Raw genomic sequence first — 20,198 nt, 5'->3', positions numbered from 1 at the left:
AGCGGCCTGCGGTACCCCTCAGCGCGCACCACCCCTACAGCCGGCTAGGTGAACAGAGGGTTCCTTTGTTCGCTGCTCGACAACTTCACAGAGGGCTGAGACTGCCCAGAGTTGGAGCCGACGGTTCCCTTCTCCTCCCGCTCCTCGCCGCCATGGTTGCTCACCGAGTCGCCCTCAGCCGCCAAGTGGAGGATCGGGGAACCTAGCGGCCGAGTCTGGGCGCGTCGCGGCTGCATCCTGAGCCGCGCGCTGCCGGTCTCATCGGCGGGACACGCTACTCGACTCGGACACGGCGGTGTCGGCCCGCGGTGGCGCCCACCTCCTGACGGTGGGGCACTCTCCAAGGCTCTCGGTGTCAGGCCCGATGCCACGAGTAGTGCCGGGCGCGGAACCGGGCGGGATTGCAGTGGGGTGCTACTGCGCTCGTCGCACCGAACGCGACTGACGATTCATCTGTCATGACACGAACGAAGAAGACACGAAGTGTCCGATGACTCATCGTGTTCTCCATCGCAGTTATGGCGGAAGGATGGCCGCGGTGTTCTGGCGATGAGCTCCCGACCCTTGACCGGCCACGTTCGCCGTACTCGTCGACGCAGGAGAGGGCAATCATGCTGGACCGGCTTGCACGACTAGCAGTGGCCCGGCCAAAGGCAGTTCTCGCCGCGACCTTGGTACTCATGGTGGCCGCACTCGCATATGGGTCGGGGATCAGCGAGCGGCTGTCGGGCGGCGGCTTCTACAGCGTTTCTTCCGAATCGCAGCGCGCCGCCGCCGCGCTCGGGCAGCGTTTTCACGTCGGCAAACCGAACCTGGTCATCCTCGCGACCAACACCGGAGGCGGGTCTGTCGACGATCCCGGTGCGGTTGCCGCCGGCGAGGCGCTCACTCAAGAGCTTGCCGCCGAGGCTGGTATCACAACGGTCACCTCGTACTGGGGACCAGGCCAGTCCGAGTTGCTCCGTAGTAAGGACGGGACCAAGGCACTGATCGTGGCGCACGTCGAAGGCGATGAGCGAGAGTTTGCGGCGGCGGCCAGACATCTCATCGCTGACTACCGTGGCACCGAGCGGGGTCCGCTGAAGCTTGAACTCGGCGGTGAGGCGGTCAGCTACAACGATGTGACCGATCAACTCAATCACGACCTGGCGATCAGTGAAGCAATCGCAATGCCGATCATCCTGCTGCTGATGACGCTGGTATTCGGCAGTCTCGTGGCAGCCGGCCTGCCGCTCTTGATCGGTGTGCTTTCGATCATGGGTTCACTCGGCCTTCTCGCGTTGTTCTCGAATGTCACTCCGGTGTCGAACTATGCGCTGAACGTGACGACGATCGTCGGTCTGGCTCTGGCCATCGACTACAGCCTTCTGGTGCTGACCAGGTTCCGTGAGGAGCGGACTCGGGCTCAGTCCCTCGATGATGCGATCATCGAATCGGTTCGAACCGCCGGCCGCACGGTCGTGTTCTCTGCCGCCACGGTGACGCTGTCGGTGCTGGCGCTGCTCGCCTTCCCGATGATTTTCCTGCGTTCGATCGCCTATGCGTGTGTCGGTGTGATCCTGCTCGCGACGGTGTGCGCGCTTGTCGTCATGCCCGCACTGTTGCGACTTCTGGGCTCCCGCATCGACTCGCTCAACGTGCGCCGGGCGCTTCCACAGGTGTTTGGGCGTCGCGCACCGGCCGAAGCGCGGGCTGACGAGGACGGGTTCTGGTTCCGCAGTTCACGGCTGGTCATGCGAAGGCCGGTCGTGATGGGGGGCGCGGTGCTGCTCCTGGCCCTGGTGCTTGCGGCACCTTTCGGCTCGATCCGCTTGAACTTTCCCGATGACCGGTCGCTGCCGGCGACGATTGAAAGCCGAAGTGTCGGCGACGTGATCCGCTCCGAATTCCCGGCACAAGCGACCGCTGCGATGGATGTGCTCCTCGACAATTCCGCAAGCGGGGATCAGCTGGACGGGTACGCGGGGGCGCTGTCACAGTTGCCGCATGTCGTGGCAGTCAAGCTGGGAGTGACAAGCTATGTCGACGGGCAACGGATGGGCGAAAGGCCGATGCCCGGCGCCAATGGCGCCTATCTACAGCTGATCCCAGACGTCGATCCCTATAGCGACGCGGCCGATCTGCTGCTTGATCGGGTACGCGGAACACCAGCTCCAGGTAACGTGCTTGTCGGCGGACTCACTGCAGAGAACGCCGACACCAAAGATGCTTTGTTCGAACGAGTTCCGTTGGCAGTGGCACTGATGGTGCTCGCGATGTTCGGCGTGTTGTTCGCGTTCACCCGAAGCGTGGTACTGCCGATAAAGGCGCTACTGCTCAACGTAGTCAGCTTGTCTGCAACTCTCGGCGCGATGGTGTTCATCTTTCAGGAGGGTCACCTCAAGTGGCTGGTTGGAGATTTCGCTGTCACCGGGACACTGCCTGCACCCGTCCCGATCCTCATCATTTGTCTCACGTTCGGGCTGTCCATGGACTACGAAGTGTTCCTGCTATCGCGCATCACTGAGGAATATCGCGCGCACGGCGACACCAACCTCGCGGTGATGCGCGGGCTGCAACGCGTCGGCCCCGTCGTCACTGCGGCGGCACTGATCATGTCAGTCGCGTTCATCGCAATGGCAACTTCTCAGGTGTCGTTCGTCAAGTTGCTAGGCGTCGGGTTGACACTTGCAATCCTGTTCGACGCCACGCTCATTCGTGCTGTACTCATGCCCGCCGCGATGAGGCTGATGGGTCGGGCGAACTGGTGGGCGCCTCATTGGCGACGGCGTCCCGCGCATCTGCTCGTGAGTGGCGCCCGTCGCCGGCATCAGCTGACCGTGCGCCAATTGACGGCGCAACTGGCGGCGAATTGACATGCAGGCGCAACGACGCGAGGCGTTCGCCATGCCTACGCAGCAACGCGCGCTGGCGGAGGTCGCGGCACAAGCTTCGGCGATGACCGAACGCCTGTTGGCGAGCAATTCAACCGGCGATCGCGCAATGGGGACGTTCGTCGACACGTTCTTCGCCATGATTCCGTTGGACGGCTCCTCGGCAAGCATCAACGGCATCGTCATGCTGCCCGTGCTCGTGTTCGGCGCCGAGACTGCTGCGCCGATGCGCGCGACACCCGTAGCGCTTGTTCACACACTGTGGTGGGCGGCGGCGCGATATCTGGACGACATGATCGATACTCCGCAACTCGCTCAGTCCGAGCCCGCGGAATTCAACCGCGGGGTGATGACCGCAATTGCGGTGGGCAATTATCTTCCGCTCAGAATCTTTGGGAATCTGGTTGTATCCGATGCCGCTCGGTTTCGGCTGATCACCGAGTACAGCAACGGATGTATCGACGCACTGAGCGGGCAGCTGACCGACCTGATCCTCGACGCGGAGACAGCAACTCTCGATGATGTGCTGCGCAACTACGAGGGCAAGACGGGCGCGCCCTACGGGATGTCCGCCGCCCTCGCTGCGCAGCTCGCGGAGTGCGATGCCGACCGGGTCGATGCCTGGCGCTCGTTCGGTAGGGCGCTCGGAGTGCTTCGTCAACTGGTGAACGACCAGCGCGACCTGGTCACCGAGCGCGACGAGGATTTACGAAACGGCACTGCGACCTATCTGCTCGTCCATCTCCTGAGCACTGTGTCGACTGCCCGACGTGCGGAATTGATCGACCTCCACCGGCAAGCACGCACTTCGCAGGAGGCGCGGGCCGAACTGAAGCGAGCGATGTTGGCGGCGGACAACGTTTCCAGCTACGCAGAGACGATCCAGCCCATCGTCCGCACCACTCGCGACACGCTCGTGTCGCTCGGCGGTGACCCGCAGTGTGTCAATGAGCTCGCCGGGCTCATCGACGAGACGATTTCCTACTTTCCGCAGTTTCACCTGCGGTGAAGGAAGGCCCAATGAGCCCCGGGGAATGGATCAGCGCTCTCGAGGCGCGATGGTGAAATCGGGACCTGCCATCTCACGGAGGATGCGTACCACCATGCTCGATCAATTAGTGAAGAAGTGCGAAAGTGGCATGGCGGCCTCAACCGACCGCTCCGACGACTGCGAAGGCGACAAGCGTGACCAGGAGGCCGAGAGCGGATACCGCTGCCGGCCATTGGTTGTCCTTATGGCTGAGGTACTTGATGCCGATTCCCGCGACACAGATCGCAGGCAACGCGACGAATGCCTTGGCGACCGGCGAAACAGGTGCAGCGATGGCGAACAGCGCGGCCGCGAGCGGCCCGGTGCCGATAGTGAGCAACAATGTTGTCCGGTAGCCGAGGGAGTTGGTATAGCTGCGTTCCCCTACCGCGGGACGGCGGGCCAGCTTCTTTCCGAACTCGACCTGGCCGGCGCACAACGTCAGGATCAGAATTCCCAGCCCACCAACGACTGCCGTCGGCGCATCGTCGCGGATGTTTCCGAAGGATGCGAGCAGGTACACATACAGCAGTAGTTGAACCGGGAAGCCAACGAGCACGTTCAGGACCAGGTTGTCGCCGCGGGTGGCCGGGAATCGCTGCCCGAGAGCCGTCAGCACCCCGGTATAGAGAAGCTGGACGATGATGATGAAGAGTCCGCCGGGGAAGGACAGATTCGCGACGACGATGACCGTCACGCATAGGGCGCACAGAGTGGACAGGTCCCGATGCGCAACTGCGCCGGACGCCACGGGGCGCTGCGGGTTGGCAATCCGGTCGTAGTCGCTGTCACGAATGTCGTCGACGACCCGCATGATCAGCAAGTCGGCGAACAGGGTCACGGCGACTATCCCCATCATCGGTATCGCACTGGCCGGAATCCGTTCCCCAGCGAGCGCGGCGAACAGGCCGATACCTCCGACGCCGAACGCCAAGGCGTACACGCTCGACAGAAGAGGTGGATACCTGGTGAGAATGAAATTCGAGATACCAACCGCTACAGTCATTGTCCGCCTCCGTGCCACGTGACCGGCAGGCTCGATACCCCCCGGGTGAACTTCTGGGTGCGCCAGTCGATCTCCGACGCAGTCACAAGCGTCAGCCCGCTCAGTCGGGACAGCACCGTGTGCAGGCCGACTTGCAGTTCGAGGCGAGCGAAAGCCATTCCGATGCACTGGTGCCGGCCGTGGCCGAACCCGACGTGCGGGTTGGGACTCCGCTGAGGGCAGAACTCGTCAGCGTTCGGGAACACATCGAGATCGCGGTTGGCGACATCGAGGATGGGCACCACGATCTCGCCCTGTGAAATGAGACGGTCGCGCAACGTCACGTCGGCGGTTGCGATGTGCGGACACCCCGCCGTGCCACCGATCGTGCCGCCGAACCAAATCCAGCGCAGCAGCTCTTCTACCGTGGAAGGAATCTGCTCTGGATATCGGCGAAGCGAATTCACCAATCCGGGCTGCTGTAGTACTTCAATGAGACTCAGTGCGAGGTGACTGGCGGTCGTCTCTGCGCCCGACATGAGTAGCCCCATGGCGAGCATGACGATCTCCCCGTGGGTCAATCTGTTTGAGGATTCATCCTGTACCAGGGCATCGATCAGGCCTCCGGCTGTCATCTGGCTACGCGATCGGTTGACCCGAGTCTCGAAGTAGTCATGCAAGTGACGGTTTGCTTTCGTGACCTCGTCAGGTGGGTCGTGGCCAGCTGACCATGCGACCGTGATCCAGGGCGCGAGCAAGGGCAGATCTGCGGTGTCCAGCCCGAGGAGGGTCATGTGCACGAGGTTCGGAAACGGCTGGCAGAACTGCGTGAAGATGTCGGCCGGCGGCCCCGCCGCGAGCAGGTCGTCGAGAAGTTGATCGGCGACGCGGCTGATGAGCGGCCGTGCCTTCTCAGCCCGTCGCTTCGTGAACCATCCTTGAACGGCCTGGCGCCGACGTGTGTGGGTCGGCGGATCGGAGGTGACCAGCGCTAGAGGCAGATCGGCGCCCCCGTCATCGGTGGACACGTGAAATTGTGCCCGACTGAAGCGGTTGTCGCTCAGGACGGTTCGTACGTCGCACTGACGAGTTACGGCGATCGCCGCCGTGCCATCGGCCAACGTGATGTCGACGGTCGGTTCGTTGCGAAAGTGATCGACATGATGTTGCGGGAGCGAAGTACGCGGACAGCTCTCCAGCGGCAAGTGCATGATGTCACCGCGGTATCTGCGAGTGGGGGCGGAGGATGCGGACGATGCCCGACCTCCCGTCGATCTCCAGCTCGTCGCCGTCGCGTATCCTGGACGTCGCGCCACGAACCGCTACTACGGTCGGGATGCCGAGCATCCGTCCTGTTATCGCGGTGTGGGAGACCATGCTGCCGCGCTCGACGACGAGTCCCGATGCGGTGAGCATCACTGGTAGCCATCCAGGATCGGTTTCACGGGCGATCAGGATCCGCCCAGCGCAGTCACTCGGCGGAACATCGGGTCGCAATATCAATTTCGCGCGACCACGGGCGATCCCGGCGCTGGATGGAAGACCGGTCAGTTCGGAGCTGGAACTCGCGGTCGCCGACGTGGCAGCCCTGCGATGAAGCTCAGCGGCAGCGATCGGCGGCGGCGGAGTGGTGAAATGGGCTGCCATGGCCGGGCGATCGCACGATCGTAGGTAGGCGTCTTTTCGGGTCTTTACCAGGACGCGGAGGTCGGGATGTGTGGAGGTTCCATCGAAGGCTCCCAATAATTCCTCGACCTCCAGATGTACATAGTCCTCGGGTGAGTCCAGACACCCTGCGACGACCAGCTCAGACCCGAGTCGACGCATGACCTCCCGCGAGAATCCGTATAGCTGGGTGCGGCAGAACCGCGTGTCCTCGCGCGCTTTCACCAGGAATCTGCCCACCCGCACAGCCGCGCGAAGAATGACGCGTCTCCATCGTGACGGGCACATGCGGTGTAGTTCGTCGAGTGCGACTGCGGCCGCGGTCGATTCCTGAAGCCGCGTCTGCTGCATTGTCACTCCCGCCGCAACGAACGGCCGCAGGGCGTCGATGACCATCTCAGGTCTCTGGCGTGGCGTCGGCTGCTCGATCTTGAGGTCGTGCATGGCGCGATCGCCGAATTTCTTGAGGTGAGTATGGGCATCGGATTCCAGTTTTTCGCCGTAGGCGCCTCGTGCGATCAGGTTCCAGGTATCGCGTGCATCGGCAGTCAGCACACGCGCCGACAACGCGGGGTGGGCGTTGATCTGCTCGGCGAGCGCCACCGTGGAGTGCACCGACTGCAACGTCCGGTTCGGCGGCCCTCCGGGCATCAGCACAGTGAGGTCCACCTCCGGGGAGTCGGTCCACCGCCGCACAAGGACGGTGGCCGCAACATAACCGGCCAGGGAGAGATAGCTGGCCAGGATTGTGACGCCCCAGCGTGACTCGGCCTCCGACCACACTCGGCGGTATGTCTCGATTATTTCATCGACCGGCTTCTGCGACACTTCCGCCCCGAGGATGTGCTGGGCATCCCACCAGGAGAGGAATCTCCGCAACCTGCGGGGAAAAGTCATGGCGGCCCATATCAGCCGCGGCGAACGTCCGATGATGCGTGAGATGGCATGGCGGTCGGGCATGTGGCCCGGATTGGGATTTCGTTCTGCGAGCCCCAACGACCGCTCCCACATCGGACGAAGCACGTCCCATCCGGGGAGCTGGCTGTGCAGTGCGTACCACGCGTCCAGCCGGTAGTAAGCCCGGCCGTCGAGGTATCCGATCATGCGACGAAGTTGGTGCTCCCGACTCCGCAGTTGAGTCCCAGGGACTCCGACGATGCGGTAGAAGTCGCGGAAACTCATGCGATAGAACACTCGTGCGTGCGAGTACGTCATCGCGGTCGTCACGCCCGGAAAGCTCTCAGTCAGATTGTGATTGGTCCATTCGACAGTGGTCGTCGGCGTTTGGGGCGACGTCGCGGGCCGGGCCTGCACCAGGTGAATCGCTGAGTCGGCCGTGACGACGCCCTCTATGTCCTGAGGGCCGGATAACAGCCGCTCGGTGGTCGCCGCCAGCGCTGCGATCTGATCGATTTGCTCATCGGAGAACACCGGTAGGTCGGCGAGAATATCCGGCACCCGATACTCGGCAACGCCACCGCCCGGCGCGCGGCGAAGCATTCTTTCCTTGTGAGAGATGAGCCGCCCGATGCCGTCCGCGCCTACGAAAAAGTGGTCGATGTCCGCACGTTCGGCTACCGCGCCTTCTCCGATGCCGTAGACCGCAGCGACCACAGTTTTCTTGGCTCCGGTAGCAGGATCGTGGGTGAACGCGACGAACGACCGCTCGCCATCGATCATCTGCTGAATTCCGACGCAGATGCTGAGGACTCGGGGGTCGATTCCTCGCCGCGCGCGGTAGAGTATCGATCTGACGCTGAAAAGCGATGCTGCACAGAATGCTATGGCATCAATGAGCGCGTCGGCACCAACGTACAGATAGCTATCTGTGAGGCCTGCGAACGGATCGGCGGCGTCATCTTCGCCCGGCTGTGCATGGCGACCGACCACGCATGCCCGGACTGCGACGTCCGGCGAGCTGAGGGCGGCGTATCTCTCCCGGATCTGGATCTCTGTCTCTGGCAGAAGGGGCACGTTCTCGGCAGCGCCGCGAGCCGCCTCCGCCCAGGCAGTCAATTCCTCGACACCGGCGCCGGCGCCAGGAAAAATGCCAACCGCATCGGCGATGGCTGTCCACGGAGTTTCTCCGACGACGCAGAAGAACGGCGGGACGGAGACTCCGGCATCGCGCAACTGTTGCTGGCGCGCGAACTTGTGCCCAACCACGCTGGCATCAACCAACTCTGCAGGTGCGTCGATGATCTTGATCATCACCACACCCCCGGCACCATCCGGCAGCGTGTGTCGGCGAAAGCGCGATACTGGGGTAATTCAGTGAGGATGCCTTCTTCGACCCTGATACGCCAGAGAACCGCGGCGACAAGGAGAGTCAGTGCCGCGATGCTCGCAGGACTCGAAAAGTAGACCACAAAACCGATGTTCGCGAGCAACATCCCGGCATAAGCAGGGTGGCGCAGCAGGCTATACGGCCCGGATGACGTGAGGCCACCCTCGGAGATCGGCACCACTCGGTGCGAATATTGGACGCCGAGTTCGTGAATCGCCCATGCGCGCAACGCCACACCGGCAACGAACACCCCCGCGAGCGCGATACCGAACTCATCGGGCACCGCCGACGCGGAGAAAGCGGCCGTAAGTACCGTCAGGACTCGCGCCACCGCGTATGGAACGAGGGTGCGAGTCTCCGCGGCCGATTGTGTTGGTGTCCCGACAGTGATTCGTGCTTCGGAAAGCATCCACACCAGATATGCGGCGACGAAAGCCGCTGGAGCGGGGCGACCGCCGACAAGGTGTGCCGCGACCGCAGTGGTGAGGCCGATAGCGCTCAGTGCCAACAAAGTACGAAGAATGTACGTCGCGACTCGATCAGTCATTGCCAGCCTCCATCGGGTCAGGTCTAGGCCGCGCGCAATCGCGCATACTCGGCTTCGTCGACGCACCGGCTCGCGATGACGATCCAGCCGACTTTGATCGCTCGATCGCCTACTGCGTGCACGTTGATGTGGAGTTTGTTCGTCTGTTCGGGCGGAGTGGGTTGCCACGACAACGCCCGCGTCGTGTGGCCCTGCGGCGCCGCAGTGGGCACGTCTGCGGTGAGCCCGACGAAGATCATCCTTACCCCCAATGGCTGCTGACCCCATAGGTGAAGAATCGCGATGGCAAACTGGCGGGCGGCCTCGATGATGGAGGCGACTGCGCCGGCCCGCGGCGGGATTCCGCCGAAGGCGGCTTGCTCGTGTACGCGGACCCAGACGCATCCGGCGTCGACTGTTAGGGGACCGACAGCGATGTTTTCGGGGTCGGCCCGGTGCACCAGCTCGCGCGGAATCAAGCCGTTGCGAAATGCTGGCACCGGCGCATGCTCTGCAGGCAGCGGGGTCTCGCGTCGGCCCAGCAGTCCCCTCGATATGCTGCGGCCTGATTGGATGAATTCGAACGCATTCGTGCCGGTTTCGCGGATCGCGCTCACCTCAACCGGGACGTCCAGCTCGCAAAACTTCGTGAAGGTTAGACGGAAGCTCACATTGGCCGGCTGCAGCATCGCTGCGTGGTCGGCGAATTCGAGACCAGCCACCGCCAACAGCATTCCCGGCACGTGATCGAGCGGATGGTCGAAAAAGACAGGGTCGTGAAGATCCACGCGGATGAACCCACGAGAAACGCCTCCGCTTGGCGCCAAGTGAAGGCTGTCAATCGTGCGTCCGGGAATCACCCGAGGCGTAATCGGTGCAAGTGCATGCATCGTTGCCTCCTTTGCTCGTTTGCGCCTCTCCGATCGGCCGCAATGGACCCACTGCAATAGGGATCGTCGCTCGGATTCGGCGAGTGGCTCTCAGTAGAGCGCTACTGCAATCGGGGCTCGTCTCGGCGCGGTGGTACTACTCAGTTGCAGGATTGAGCTGTTTTGCTCGGGCTGCGGGCGGTAGATCCACGCTCTGCGTTGTGCCACTGAGCCGCGCCCGCTGCCCACGCTGCTTGGCTGAAATAGTGCCGCGCCGAAATCGGGCGAGATAGCAGTGGCGCACTACTGCGCTGCCTGCACCACACGGCAGCGACGATTTCTGTGGTGAAACCGAAACGCCGGATCCGGTGGCCGTGTTTCGTGGATATTCCAGAAGGAATGATGATGGATGAGGCAAGCATATTGGTCGCATCCGTCGGCCCCAGCGTTGACCGAACTTCGCTGACCAGCGCATCAGATCAGTTGCCCATGGTCGCCGATCGCATGCGCGAAATCCTTATCAGCGGTGACGGTTTCGATGCCATCTACCGTCACATCCTGGCTGCCCCCGGTAAACGCGTCCGATCCGCGATGGTGCTGGCCTGTGCCCGCCTGCTGCCCCCGGCTGCCGCGGTCCCGCTGCGCGACGCCGTCGACATGGCGTGCGCGATCGAGATGATCCACGAGGCGTCGCTCGTTCACGACGACATCTGCGACGGATCGCTCCTGCGGCGCGACGCGCCGTCAGTACCCGCCGCGTTCGGCGTCCGCACCGCCGCCCGGGCGGGATTTCATCTGGTCGGCACGGCCTTACAGGTACTCGCACGAGTGTTGGCCGACAACCCCGCGGTGTTCGCGCGACTCGGTGAGGCTCCCGGCGTCACCTACCTCGACCGAATCTCGGACCTGTCTTTCGGGCAGCTCATCGAGACCTTGCCACCTGCCGTCGACGACGCCGCCATGCGCAGGCACTACGAGATCGTGGCCGGGGCGAAGACTGGCACGCTTTTCCGGCTGGCCTGCTCGTACGGCGGCACGGCGGGCGGCCTCGACCACATTCAGCTGTGCGCCCTGATGCGATACGCAGACCACCTCGCCCTCGCCTTTCAGATCATGGATGACGTCCGCGACGTCGAGGGCGGCCCCTCGCTGGGCAAGGAGGCTGCCGGCGACCTCGACCGACGGGTGCCGACCTGGCCGGTGATCGAATGGCTGGCCATGCGGCCCGAGTCTCATGGAATGTGGCTCTCCAGGCTGACATCCAGTGGCGACCTGCAGGCCGACCTGGTGCGCAGCGGAGCCACCCGAGCTGCCCGTGCCGTCGCCGTCCGCGCCGCTCAGACGGCCTGCGAGGCGATCGATGCATTCCCGCTCTCCCCCGCGCGTGAGCAGTTGCGCGAACTCTCGGTGCGGGTGGTGTCCCGATGAGCAGGGGGCGACTCAGCGCTCTGGCCGAAGGGCTGTGGCACCTGCACCGCACGCCGGATATGGCTGCGATGCGGGCGGCCCGGTCGCCGGACGAGTTGGCTCGGCTGGCGGTTGTCCCGGCCGCCCGAAACCTCAGCATCGCGGCCGGTGTCCTTCCCGCAGACCAACGGTCCGAAGCCACCGCTGCCCTGCTGGCCTGCCGGGTGCTCGACGCGTACAAAAACCTGACCGACCGCCCGCTGGCTGCCTGCGCCGTCTTGACCGCCGCGGACTATCTGAACGGCGACACCGACACGTCGCCGCAGCCGATCCGGGCGATCGCCGGCTGCGACAGCGAAGCGGTCGACCTGGTGCTGGCCGAGCGCATCCGCGACGTGCGGGACCTGCTGTCGGAACTGCCCTTCGAAGGTCGCAGACGGGTCGGCCGATTGCTGGCGGATGTCGGCCGGGTGATGGCGCTGAACCTGGATCGCCCGTTACCCCGGACCGCCTACGGCGAGGGCGTACTCGGACGGGTGATGCTATATGTATGCTCACTGGTCGCCGAAGATGCCTGCGCTGAGGCCGATTTGAGCGAGTTCGCCGGATGCGTCGGTGTCACTGTCCAGTTGGCCAACGACTTGCGGGACGGCGAACTGGTTCTGTACAGCGCCTCCGACCGCGAGGAATTGACCCGGGCGATAATGCAACGCATGCCGGCCCCCGCACTAGGCAGCATCGCCCTGCTGGCCCGGCTCGGCCCGTGCATCAACAGTCGCGGCGCCCGGGTGGCGATGGCCTATACAACCATCAAGACGACCGCGTTCTTGTGCGCGGCCGTCGGAGCGCCCGCACCCTACCGGCGACCGGTGCGGCTGGCTGCGGCAGTGCTGGCCTCCGTCTCGACTGCTCATTGGAACACGATGCTGAAGCGCGTGCGCTGCTCCGTCGATGGGGCGATACACCGTTTGTTGGATGCGTCGCCCCACCCCCCGGTGATGGCTAGCTCTGCTGCCCGATCGGTCTCGGCCGACCTCCTTGCCCTTGGTGATCCGCGCTCGATGCCGCCCTCGGTGGGCCCGCTCATCGTCGGCGCTACCTTTGCGCTCGTCGAAGCTCTGCCGGGAGAACCGCTGACCGGCGAACTGCCCGATTTCCAAGTGCGCCGCATGATGATCGCCGACCATCTGGCCTTCGGCGCCCTGGAACGGCTGAGACCCTGCGACGCCGACGCTCTGCGGGCCCTCGCAACGCAGTTCCAGCTCGCCGCCCTTGCTCCGCTGTCTAGGCAGGCAACCCCTGAGCACAATTTCGACTCAGCTTGATTCGACGGCGCCCACGGCCTCGTCCGACCGACCTGGATTCACCAGCCGGGCGCTCAAGCTCCACCTGATGTTGCTGACCAGGTCGGCAACCGCGAGGCCGAGGTCGGAGTGAATCGCACCACGATCATCAGTCGCAGCAGTCGTCCCGGCCCGTGCCGCCGCCGACCGGTTGCGCACAGCACGTTTCACCCCGCCATGCGTTGACGCCCTCCCTGACCGCGATGCCGGCGATCACCAGGCCGGCGACGGGGTCCGCCCACGACCACCCGAAGGCACTGTTGAGTACGAGTCCGACCAGCAGCACCGCCGACAGGTAGGTGCACAGCAGCGTCTGTTTCGAGTCGGCGACCGCCGACAGCGATCCCAGTTCGCGACCTGCTCGGCGCTGCGCGTACGACAGCACCGGCATGACGATCAGGCTCAGCGCGGCGAGCACGATGCCCACCGTCGAGTGCCGCGCCTCACCGGCGCCCAGCAGCGCCCGCACCGCGTCGACGGTCACATACGTCGCCAGGCCGAAGAACGAGAACGCGATGATCCGCAGCGCGGTCTTCTCGCGGGCCTCGGGGTCGCGGCCGGCGAACTGCCACGCCACCGCGGCCGCCGAGGACACCTCGATCACCGAGTCGAGCCCGAAGCCGACGAGCGCGGTGGACGACACCCGAGCGCCTTCGGTGATCGCCACGATCGCCTCGATGACGTTGTACGAGATCGTCGCGGCGACGAACAGCCGGATGCGTCTGGACAGCAGATCGCGTCGAGCGTCAGTGAGCCGAGATATCATCAGCCGCAACCACATCCGCACTCGCGGCCGTCCGCGCCCGAACACCGGCAGGCGGGGTCGACGGCCAGCACCAGACCCATCAGGTCGGTCAGCGCATGCCCGATGCGGGGATCGGCGAGTTCGTAGCGCGCGCGACGGCCCTCGGGCACCGCCACCACCAGGCCGCACCCGCGCAGACAGGCCAGGTGATTCGACAAAATCTGCCTCGACACTCCGATCTCATCGGCCAGGTCGGAGGGATACCCGGGGGCCCGGTTCAGGCGCAGCAGGATGCGTGTCCGCGTGGTGTCGGACAGGGCGTGACCGAACCGGGCCAGCGCATCGGTGTGCTGCAGCGTCTCCACACTCCCGATAGTACAGCGGTTTCTGTATCAGGCGGTGCAGCTTGCCGCGGATGTGAAGCCAGGGCGGAAAATCGGCCCGATCTTCGCCCTGGCTTCACATTCGGCGCACCTGACGCACGAGCCACGCCGAGCCCCACCTACCTGACGTTCGGCCAATGCGAGCGCACGGACTTCACGAAGAGCACGATCCCGATCACCGCGAGGCCGGCGAAGACACAGGTGAGCATCATGTTCGTGGTCTCACCGCTGAAGCAGGTGCCGCCCCGGGTCCCGCTGCCACACGAGTAGGCGTCGTTCGGCTCGTCCCGTCCGAGCCACTTGTAGCCGAACACCCCCGCCAGCACCACGAACGCGACGATCCCCACCGACGCGAGGACGGCGTTGAGTACGAAGCCGGCTTTGGTCACGGGCTCACGCTAACCCGGCACTCGCGGCGTCAGTCGTCGCCGTCGCCGTTGCCGTTGCGCTTGGGCTTCTTGCCCGGCCGGTCGAACGGCGGGCCCTGCTGCCCGGGCTCGACCGGCGCCACCGTGGTGGTGGTCGTCGTCGGCGGCGTGGTGGGTGTCGTGGTGACCGGCGTGCTCGTGCCGGCGGGCTGCGGCGGCGGATTCGACGACGTCCCCGCCTCGAACACCGCGAGCATCACGCCGAGTAGGAGCGCCGCGACCGCCGCACCGATCCACAGCAGCCTGCGGTCGGGACCCGATCGGCGGGGCGGCGGCACGGCGATCATCGAGGGCGGCGGCACCGGGGTGTCGAGCACCCGGGTGCCCATCGGTCCCGGCGGTCCCGGCGCAGCCACCGGCACGGTGCCGGCGAGTGCCGCACGCATCGCGCGGGCGTTGTGGAAGCGCAGTCCCGGGTCACGGGCCATCGCGCGTTCGATCACCGCGTCGAGCACCGGGTCGACGTCCGGCCGCAGCGAACGCAGCGGAGGCGGCTGCTCGTCCATGATCGCGCGGGCCAGTGCGCCCGGGTGTTCCGGCAGGAACGGACGCCTGCCGGCGAGTGCTTCGTAACCGACCACGCCGACCGCGTACAGATCGTCGGCCGGTGTGGCCGGGTGTCCCATCAACCGGTTCGGGCTGAGGTAGGCCATCGTGCCGACGATCTGGCCGGTCATCGTCACGCCTGCCGCCGCGGTCTTCGCGATGCCGAAGTCGGTCACCTTGGCCTCACCCGACGGGGTGAACAAGATGTTGCCCGGTTTGATGTCGCGGTGCAGGATGCCGGCGTCGTGCGCGGCGGTCAGGGCGTCGAGGACGTCGTCGAGCACCTTGCGCGCCATCGGCACCGGCAGTGGGCCGCGTGCGATCTGGTCGGCCAGCGAGAACCCGGACAGCCGCTCCATGACGATGAACGGCATCCCGTTGTGTTCGCCGCTGTCGTGCACGGCCACGATGTGCGGGTGGTTGAGCGCCGCGGCCGAACGGGCCTCGGACTCGAATCGGGTCCGGGTTTCGGGCTGCGCCCCGAGCACGGGGTGCATCAGCTTGATCGCGACCGCACGGTCGAGGCGGGTGTCCCAGCCGTCGCGAACCTCGGCCATGCCGCCCCGGCCCAGGACGCCTCGCAACTCGTAGCGGCCGCCGAGAAGCTCGGGGGCCGTCATGAGCCCAACCTAGCTGGCTGCTTTGTCGGAAGTGTCAGACCCCGGGGCAGTAGTGCGTCGACTTGCCGCGGCAGTCGAGGGGCGGCAGGTTCCGGGCCGGGGTGTGCACCAGCGGCGCGTCGGGCGTGATGCGGCCCCTGACGCGGTCCAGGCCTGCGCGCGCCCGCGGATGCATCCGTCGACGCTCGGGCACCAGCCGGAACACCTTGCCCACCGCCTCCCCGAGGCGGCGGTGCCACCACTCGTCGCGGGCCGACCACGCGTAGCCCATCAGGTCGCGCACCGGCGGGTCGTACAGGCCGACGGTGAACCAGACGAAGAACGGCGCCAACATCTTTCGCTGCAGCCGCCACATCCAGTCCGGCATCGCCGACGCGAACGGCGGTTTGGGCAATTCGGTCAGGTCGAGCACAGCGCGCGCGGCGTAGTTGTTCTCGAGCACGTTGCGGCACATGTGATCCCAGTAGACCTGGAAGTCCTCCCACGTCGCCGGTACCGGCCGCATGCTCATGCCGTACATCCGGTACCACTCGACGTGTTCGTCGAACAGTTGACGCTTCTCCGCCTCGGTGATGCCGCCGCAGAGGCGTTCGGCGACGATGAGCGTGCCGACGAAGAACGTCGAGTGCGCCCAGTAGAAGACGTCGGGGTTCAGGGCGTGGTAGCGGCGGCCCTGGCCGTCGACGCCCTTGATGTCGGTGTGGTAGTCCCGCACCTCGGCTCCGGTGGCCGGCGCGCGGTCGCCGTCGAACACCACGCCGCCGATCGGGTACAGCGAGCGCAGCAGCCGCTGCCACCGCTCGCGGAAGAACGTCGAGTGCTCCTCGACCGCGGCGCCCAGTTGCGGGTGCATGTTCTGCATCGACCCGGCCCACGGCCCCTGCAGCAGTCCCCGCCAGTCGCCGAAGTACTTCCACGTCAGGGAATCGGGGCCGAGCGGCGAAGGCAGGGCGTCATAGCCGCCCGGCGCCACCGGGCAGCCGGTGGCCAGCGGCGATTCGCTGGTCAGCGGACTGGCCGCAGAAGTATCTTGAGTCACTGGTATCAGTCCCATCGACGCCAGAAGCCATTTTGACTACGCGTGTTGTCACATCGAGCATAGGGAGTGATGTGCCCTCCGGTCAACGACGCGGCCGCTGGTCGGGCGTTCCACTGCAGGATCGTCAGGCGCTGCGTCGCGGCGACCTGGTCGCCGCCGGGGTGAAACTGCTCGGCAGCGCGGGCGGCCCAGCGCTGACCGTGCGGGCGGTGTGCCGGGAGGCCGGCCTGACCGAGCGCTACTTCTACGAGAGCTTCGGCGACCGCGACGAGTACGTCCGCGCGGTCTACGACGACGTCTGCGCCCGGGCGATGGCGGCCCTGACGAGCGCGGAGACGCCGCGCGATGCGGTGGAACAGTTCGTCGCGCTGATGGTCGACGACCCCGCCCGCGGTCGCGTGCTGCTGCTCGCGCCGGAATCGGAACCGGTGCTCGTCCAATCGGGGGCGGAATGGATGCCCAGTTTCATCGACCTGTTGCAGCGCAAGCTGACCAGGATCACCGATCCGGCGCTGCAGGCGATGGTCGCGACAGGACTGATCGGAGCACTGACGGCGCTGTTCACCGCATACCTCGACGGGAGACTGAAGGCCGGCCGAGAGCAGTTCATCGACTACTGCGTCGACATGCTGCTCAGCCGGGTGGCCGAATACTGAGAACACCCACCGCGAGCGGGTACACGAGCGGGAGTGACGCCGGAAACGCGACGCGGCGGGTGGGCGACACCCGGTGCGGGCCAACTTGATGTCACCGGAGTACACAGATATATTGAGTGCAACCATCAGGTACAGATAACCGGAGGGGCCCATGGCGATCGACCTGACCGACCTGCACTTGCTCAAAGAGCTCGAGCCGGTCGTCGAGGCGAACCTCAACAGGCACTTGCGCATGCGCAAGGACTGGAATCCGCACGACTACATCCCGTGGTCGGACGGCAAGAACTACTACGCCCTCGGCGGACAGGACTGGGATCCCGAGCAGTCAAAGCTGTCGGAGGTCGCCCAGACCGCGATGGTGCAGAACCTGCTCACCGAGGACAACCTGCCCAGTTATCACCGCGAGATCGCGATGAACTTCGGCATGGACGGCGCCTGGGGCCAGTGGGTCAACCGCTGGACCGCCGAAGAGAACCGGCACGGGATCGCGCTGCGCGACTACCTCGTCGTCACCCGCGCCATCGATCCCATCCAGCTCGAGGAACTGCGCGTCGAGCAGATGACCCGCGGCTTCTCCCCCGGCCAGAACGCCCAGGGCGACATGTTCGCGCACAGCCTCTTCGACTCCGTCATCTACGTGACGTTCCAGGAGCTGGCCACCCGCGTCTCGCACCGCAACACCGGCAAGGCCTGCAACGAGCCGATCGCCGATCAGCTGCTGGCGCGCGTCTCGGCCGACGAGAACCTGCACATGATCTTCTACCGCGACGTCAGCGAGGCCGGTCTCGCGATCGCGCCGAACCAGGCGATGAAGTCGCTGCACCGGGTGCTGCGCAACTTCAAGATGCCCGGCTTCACCGTGCCGGAGTTCCGGCGCAAGGCCGTCATCATCGCCGTCGGCGGCGTCTACGACCCGCGCATCCACCTCGACGACGTGGTGATGCCGGTGCTGAAGAAGTGGCGGATCTTCGAGCGCGAGGACTTCACCGGCGAGGCCGCACGGATGCGCGACGACCTCGGGGTGCTCGTCGAGGAACTCCAGGAGGCCTGCGTCAAGTTCGAGCTCGCCAAGGAGAAGCGCCTCGAACGGGAACGCAAGATGGCCGAGAAGCGCAACTCGAAGGTGCTCGCCTCATCAGCGTCCTGACCGAACACCGCGCGCCGGCCCGATCTGCACTTCAGATCGGGCCGTTCGCGCTGTCCAGCCCCGTCGTGCTGGCCCCGATGGCCGGCGTGACCAACGTCGCGTTCCGGACGCTGTGCCGTGAACTCGAGATCGCCCGCGCCGGGACGGTCAGCGGTCTGTACGTGTGCGAGATGGTGACCGCGCGGGCACTCGTGGAGCGCCACCCCGTCACGTTGCACATGACGACCTTCGCGCCGGACGAGTCCCCGCGGTCGCTGCAGCTCTACACCGTCGACCCGGACACCACCTATGCGGCGGCGCGGATGATCGCCGACGAGGGCATGGCCGACCACATCGACATGAACTTCGGCTGCCCCGTGCCGAAGGTGACCCGCCGGGGCGGTGGCGCCGCGCTGCCCTACAAGCGGCGGCTGTTCGGCAGGATCGTGGCCGCCGCCGTGCGCGCCGTCGAGGGCTCCGGCATCCCGGTCACCGTCAAGTTCCGCATCGGCATCGACGACGAGCACCACACCCACCTCGACGCCGGCCGCATCGCGGCGGAGGAGGGGGCGGCCGCGGTGGCGCTGCACGCCCGCACCGCCGCGCAGCGATACTCGGGCACCGCGGACTGGTCGCAGATCGCCGCCCTGAAACAACACGTGACCAGCGTTCCGGTGCTCGGCAACGGCGACATCTTCGACGCCGATGACGCGCTTGCGATGATGTCGTCCACCGGTTGCGACGGCGTGGTCATCGGCCGCGGGTGCCTCGGCCGTCCGTGGCTCTTCGCGGAGCTGTCCGCGGCCTTCGCCGGGCGGGAGATCCCGGTACCGCCCACGCTGGGCGAGGTCGCCGCCATCGTCCGTCGCCACGGCGAGCTGCTCGCCGATCACTTCGGTGAGGACAAGGGCATGCGCGACATCCGCAAGCACGTCGCCTGGTACCTGCACGGTCTTCCCGCCGGCGCCGACCTGCGACGCGGACTGGCCCTGGTCAAGACGCTGGCCGACCTCGACCGGCTGCTCGACGAGCTCGATCCCGATGTCCCGTTCCCCGCCACGGCGACCGGACCCCGTGGCCGGCAGGGGTCACCCGCTTCGGTGACACTGCCGGAGGGCTGGCTGGCCGACCCCGACGACTGCACCGTCCCCACCGGCGCGGACGTCATGCATTCAGGCGGCTGAGCAGGGTCGGAAGTGTCGCGCGAGGCGCCGTTGTAGCGCGTTCGTGACAATTCGAGACGAACCTGTCACCCGCTCCGACTGGCTCACTCACAGGTTGTCTCAGTACGATGTGGGTCTTGCTGTGATGGCTCCAGTCACGGAGCCGATCTCGATGCTGCTGCGAGGCATGTGGCATTGCACAAGCCGGCTGGGCGCGACGCGCCGGCGGGTTCACGGAGTCGGAGGCCGATGAGGACATGAGTGACGGCGACAACGCCACTCCTGGCCGTCGGCGGGCGCCGGACCCGGCCCCGGATCGTGACGCGGACAACCAATGGCTTACCCGAACTCCCCGGCGATCCCTCGGCGCCGCGCCGTGGGAGCGCAGCGACCGGCACCCCGTCACGCCCGCGGCCGCCGATGAGCCCGACGACGAGGCAGCCGACGAGCCGAGCGGTAGCCACACCGACGGCGGCCTGACGGTCGCCGACCTCATCGCCAAGATGG

General features: G+C 65.8%; 17 protein-coding genes and 1 pseudogene. 8 read left to right on the top strand and 10 right to left on the bottom strand.

All coding sequences use genetic code 11. The features are described 5' to 3' along the window. The first annotated feature begins 680 nt into the window (after window positions 1-680). Complete coding sequence (locus Q2100_RS05620; RefSeq protein ID WP_302913184.1) at window positions 681-2,855, top strand: MMPL family transporter; 2,175 nt, start codon at window positions 681-683, stop codon at window positions 2,853-2,855. Between the two features lie 82 nt (window positions 2,856-2,937). Continuing rightward, entirely contained in the window at window positions 2,938-3,882 is a 945-nt protein-coding gene (locus Q2100_RS05615; protein ID WP_302913183.1) for a polyprenyl synthetase family protein, read from the top strand. A 139-nt stretch (window positions 3,883-4,021) separates the two neighbouring features. Here Q2100_RS05615 and Q2100_RS05610 read toward each other — a convergent pair whose 3' ends face one another. The 5 genes from Q2100_RS05610 to Q2100_RS05590 all read right to left on the bottom strand — a co-directional run bounded on the left by Q2100_RS05610 (window position 4,022) and on the right by Q2100_RS05590 (window position 10,154). Next, a complete protein-coding gene (locus tag Q2100_RS05610) occupies window positions 4,022-4,837 on the bottom strand; it encodes a UbiA prenyltransferase family protein (RefSeq protein ID WP_302913182.1) in 816 nt (271 codons plus the stop codon). Between the two features lie 68 nt (window positions 4,838-4,905). Then, window positions 4,906-6,099, bottom strand: a complete 1,194-nt coding sequence (locus Q2100_RS05605) for a cytochrome P450 (protein ID WP_302913181.1) — start codon at window positions 6,097-6,099, stop codon at window positions 4,906-4,908. Between the two features lie 4 nt (window positions 6,100-6,103). Further along, window positions 6,104-8,764 (bottom strand): PEP/pyruvate-binding domain-containing protein, encoded by a 2,661-nt coding sequence (locus Q2100_RS05600; protein WP_302913180.1) that lies wholly within the window; start codon window positions 8,762-8,764, stop codon window positions 6,104-6,106. After that, complete coding sequence (locus tag Q2100_RS05595) at window positions 8,764-9,387, bottom strand: methyltransferase family protein (RefSeq protein WP_302913179.1); 624 nt, start codon at window positions 9,385-9,387, stop codon at window positions 8,764-8,766. The genes Q2100_RS05600 and Q2100_RS05595 overlap by 1 nt, the downstream gene beginning before the upstream one ends. 23 nt (window positions 9,388-9,410) lie before the next feature. Further along, window positions 9,411-10,154, bottom strand: coding sequence for a hotdog family protein (locus Q2100_RS05590; RefSeq protein WP_302913178.1), 744 nt, complete (start codon window positions 10,152-10,154; stop codon window positions 9,411-9,413). Window positions 10,155-10,580: 426 nt separating this feature from the next. Here Q2100_RS05590 and Q2100_RS05585 point away from each other — a divergent pair, with 426 nt between their 5' ends. Beyond that, complete coding sequence (locus tag Q2100_RS05585) at window positions 10,581-11,663, top strand: polyprenyl synthetase family protein (protein WP_302913177.1); 1,083 nt, start codon at window positions 10,581-10,583, stop codon at window positions 11,661-11,663. Continuing rightward, a complete protein-coding gene (locus Q2100_RS05580; protein WP_302913176.1) occupies window positions 11,660-12,967 on the top strand; it encodes a hypothetical protein in 1,308 nt (435 codons plus the stop codon). Before Q2100_RS05585 ends, Q2100_RS05580 begins: the two co-directional genes overlap by 4 nt. A gap of 127 nt (window positions 12,968-13,094) precedes the next feature. On the opposite strand, the gene Q2100_RS05575 is transcribed toward Q2100_RS05580, so the two are convergent. The 5 genes from Q2100_RS05575 to Q2100_RS05555 all read right to left on the bottom strand — a co-directional run bounded on the left by Q2100_RS05575 (window position 13,095) and on the right by Q2100_RS05555 (window position 16,746). After that, the gene (locus tag Q2100_RS05575) at window positions 13,095-13,751 is read right to left on the bottom strand and encodes a cation efflux transmembrane domain-containing protein (protein ID WP_302913175.1); all 657 of its coding nucleotides are present in this window, start codon (window positions 13,749-13,751) and stop codon (window positions 13,095-13,097) included. Beyond that, a complete protein-coding gene (locus Q2100_RS05570) occupies window positions 13,751-14,095 on the bottom strand; it encodes an ArsR/SmtB family transcription factor (RefSeq protein ID WP_302913174.1) in 345 nt (114 codons plus the stop codon). Before Q2100_RS05570 ends, Q2100_RS05575 begins: the two co-directional genes overlap by 1 nt. Before the next feature lie 137 nt (window positions 14,096-14,232). Continuing rightward, the gene (locus Q2100_RS05565) at window positions 14,233-14,502 is read right to left on the bottom strand and encodes a hypothetical protein (protein WP_302913173.1); all 270 of its coding nucleotides are present in this window, start codon (window positions 14,500-14,502) and stop codon (window positions 14,233-14,235) included. Between the two features lie 29 nt (window positions 14,503-14,531). After that, window positions 14,532-15,707 (bottom strand): serine/threonine-protein kinase, encoded by a 1,176-nt coding sequence (locus tag Q2100_RS05560; RefSeq protein WP_302913172.1) that lies wholly within the window; start codon window positions 15,705-15,707, stop codon window positions 14,532-14,534. 34 nt (window positions 15,708-15,741) lie between these two features. After that, window positions 15,742-16,746: an oxygenase MpaB family protein gene (locus tag Q2100_RS05555; protein WP_302913194.1), complete on the bottom strand. Its 1,005-nt coding sequence runs from the start codon at window positions 16,744-16,746 to the stop codon at window positions 15,742-15,744. 71 nt (window positions 16,747-16,817) lie between these two features. Between Q2100_RS05555 and Q2100_RS05550 the strand changes: the two genes are divergently transcribed. The 4 genes and pseudogenes from Q2100_RS05550 to Q2100_RS05535 form a co-directional block, all read left to right on the top strand. Next, entirely contained in the window at window positions 16,818-17,402 is a 585-nt protein-coding gene (locus Q2100_RS05550; protein ID WP_302913171.1) for a TetR/AcrR family transcriptional regulator, read from the top strand. Window positions 17,403-17,553: 151 nt separating this feature from the next. Further along, entirely contained in the window at window positions 17,554-18,549 is a 996-nt protein-coding gene (locus tag Q2100_RS05545; RefSeq protein ID WP_302913170.1) for an acyl-ACP desaturase, read from the top strand. Beyond that, the gene (gene dusB / locus Q2100_RS05540) at window positions 18,546-19,712 is read left to right on the top strand and encodes a tRNA dihydrouridine synthase DusB (RefSeq protein ID WP_264014107.1); all 1,167 of its coding nucleotides are present in this window, start codon (window positions 18,546-18,548) and stop codon (window positions 19,710-19,712) included. Before Q2100_RS05545 ends, dusB begins: the two co-directional genes overlap by 4 nt. A gap of 236 nt (window positions 19,713-19,948) precedes the next feature. After that, window positions 19,949-20,198 (top strand): annotated as a pseudogene (locus tag Q2100_RS05535) (LCP family protein); the annotation flags it as partial.

This window comes from Mycolicibacterium arseniciresistens (assembly GCF_030519285.1).
GTDB lineage: Bacteria > Actinomycetota > Actinomycetes > Mycobacteriales > Mycobacteriaceae > Mycobacterium > Mycobacterium arseniciresistens.
Note: the sequence above shows the minus strand (reverse complement) of the source record. Positions and strands in the feature narration are given on the sequence as shown.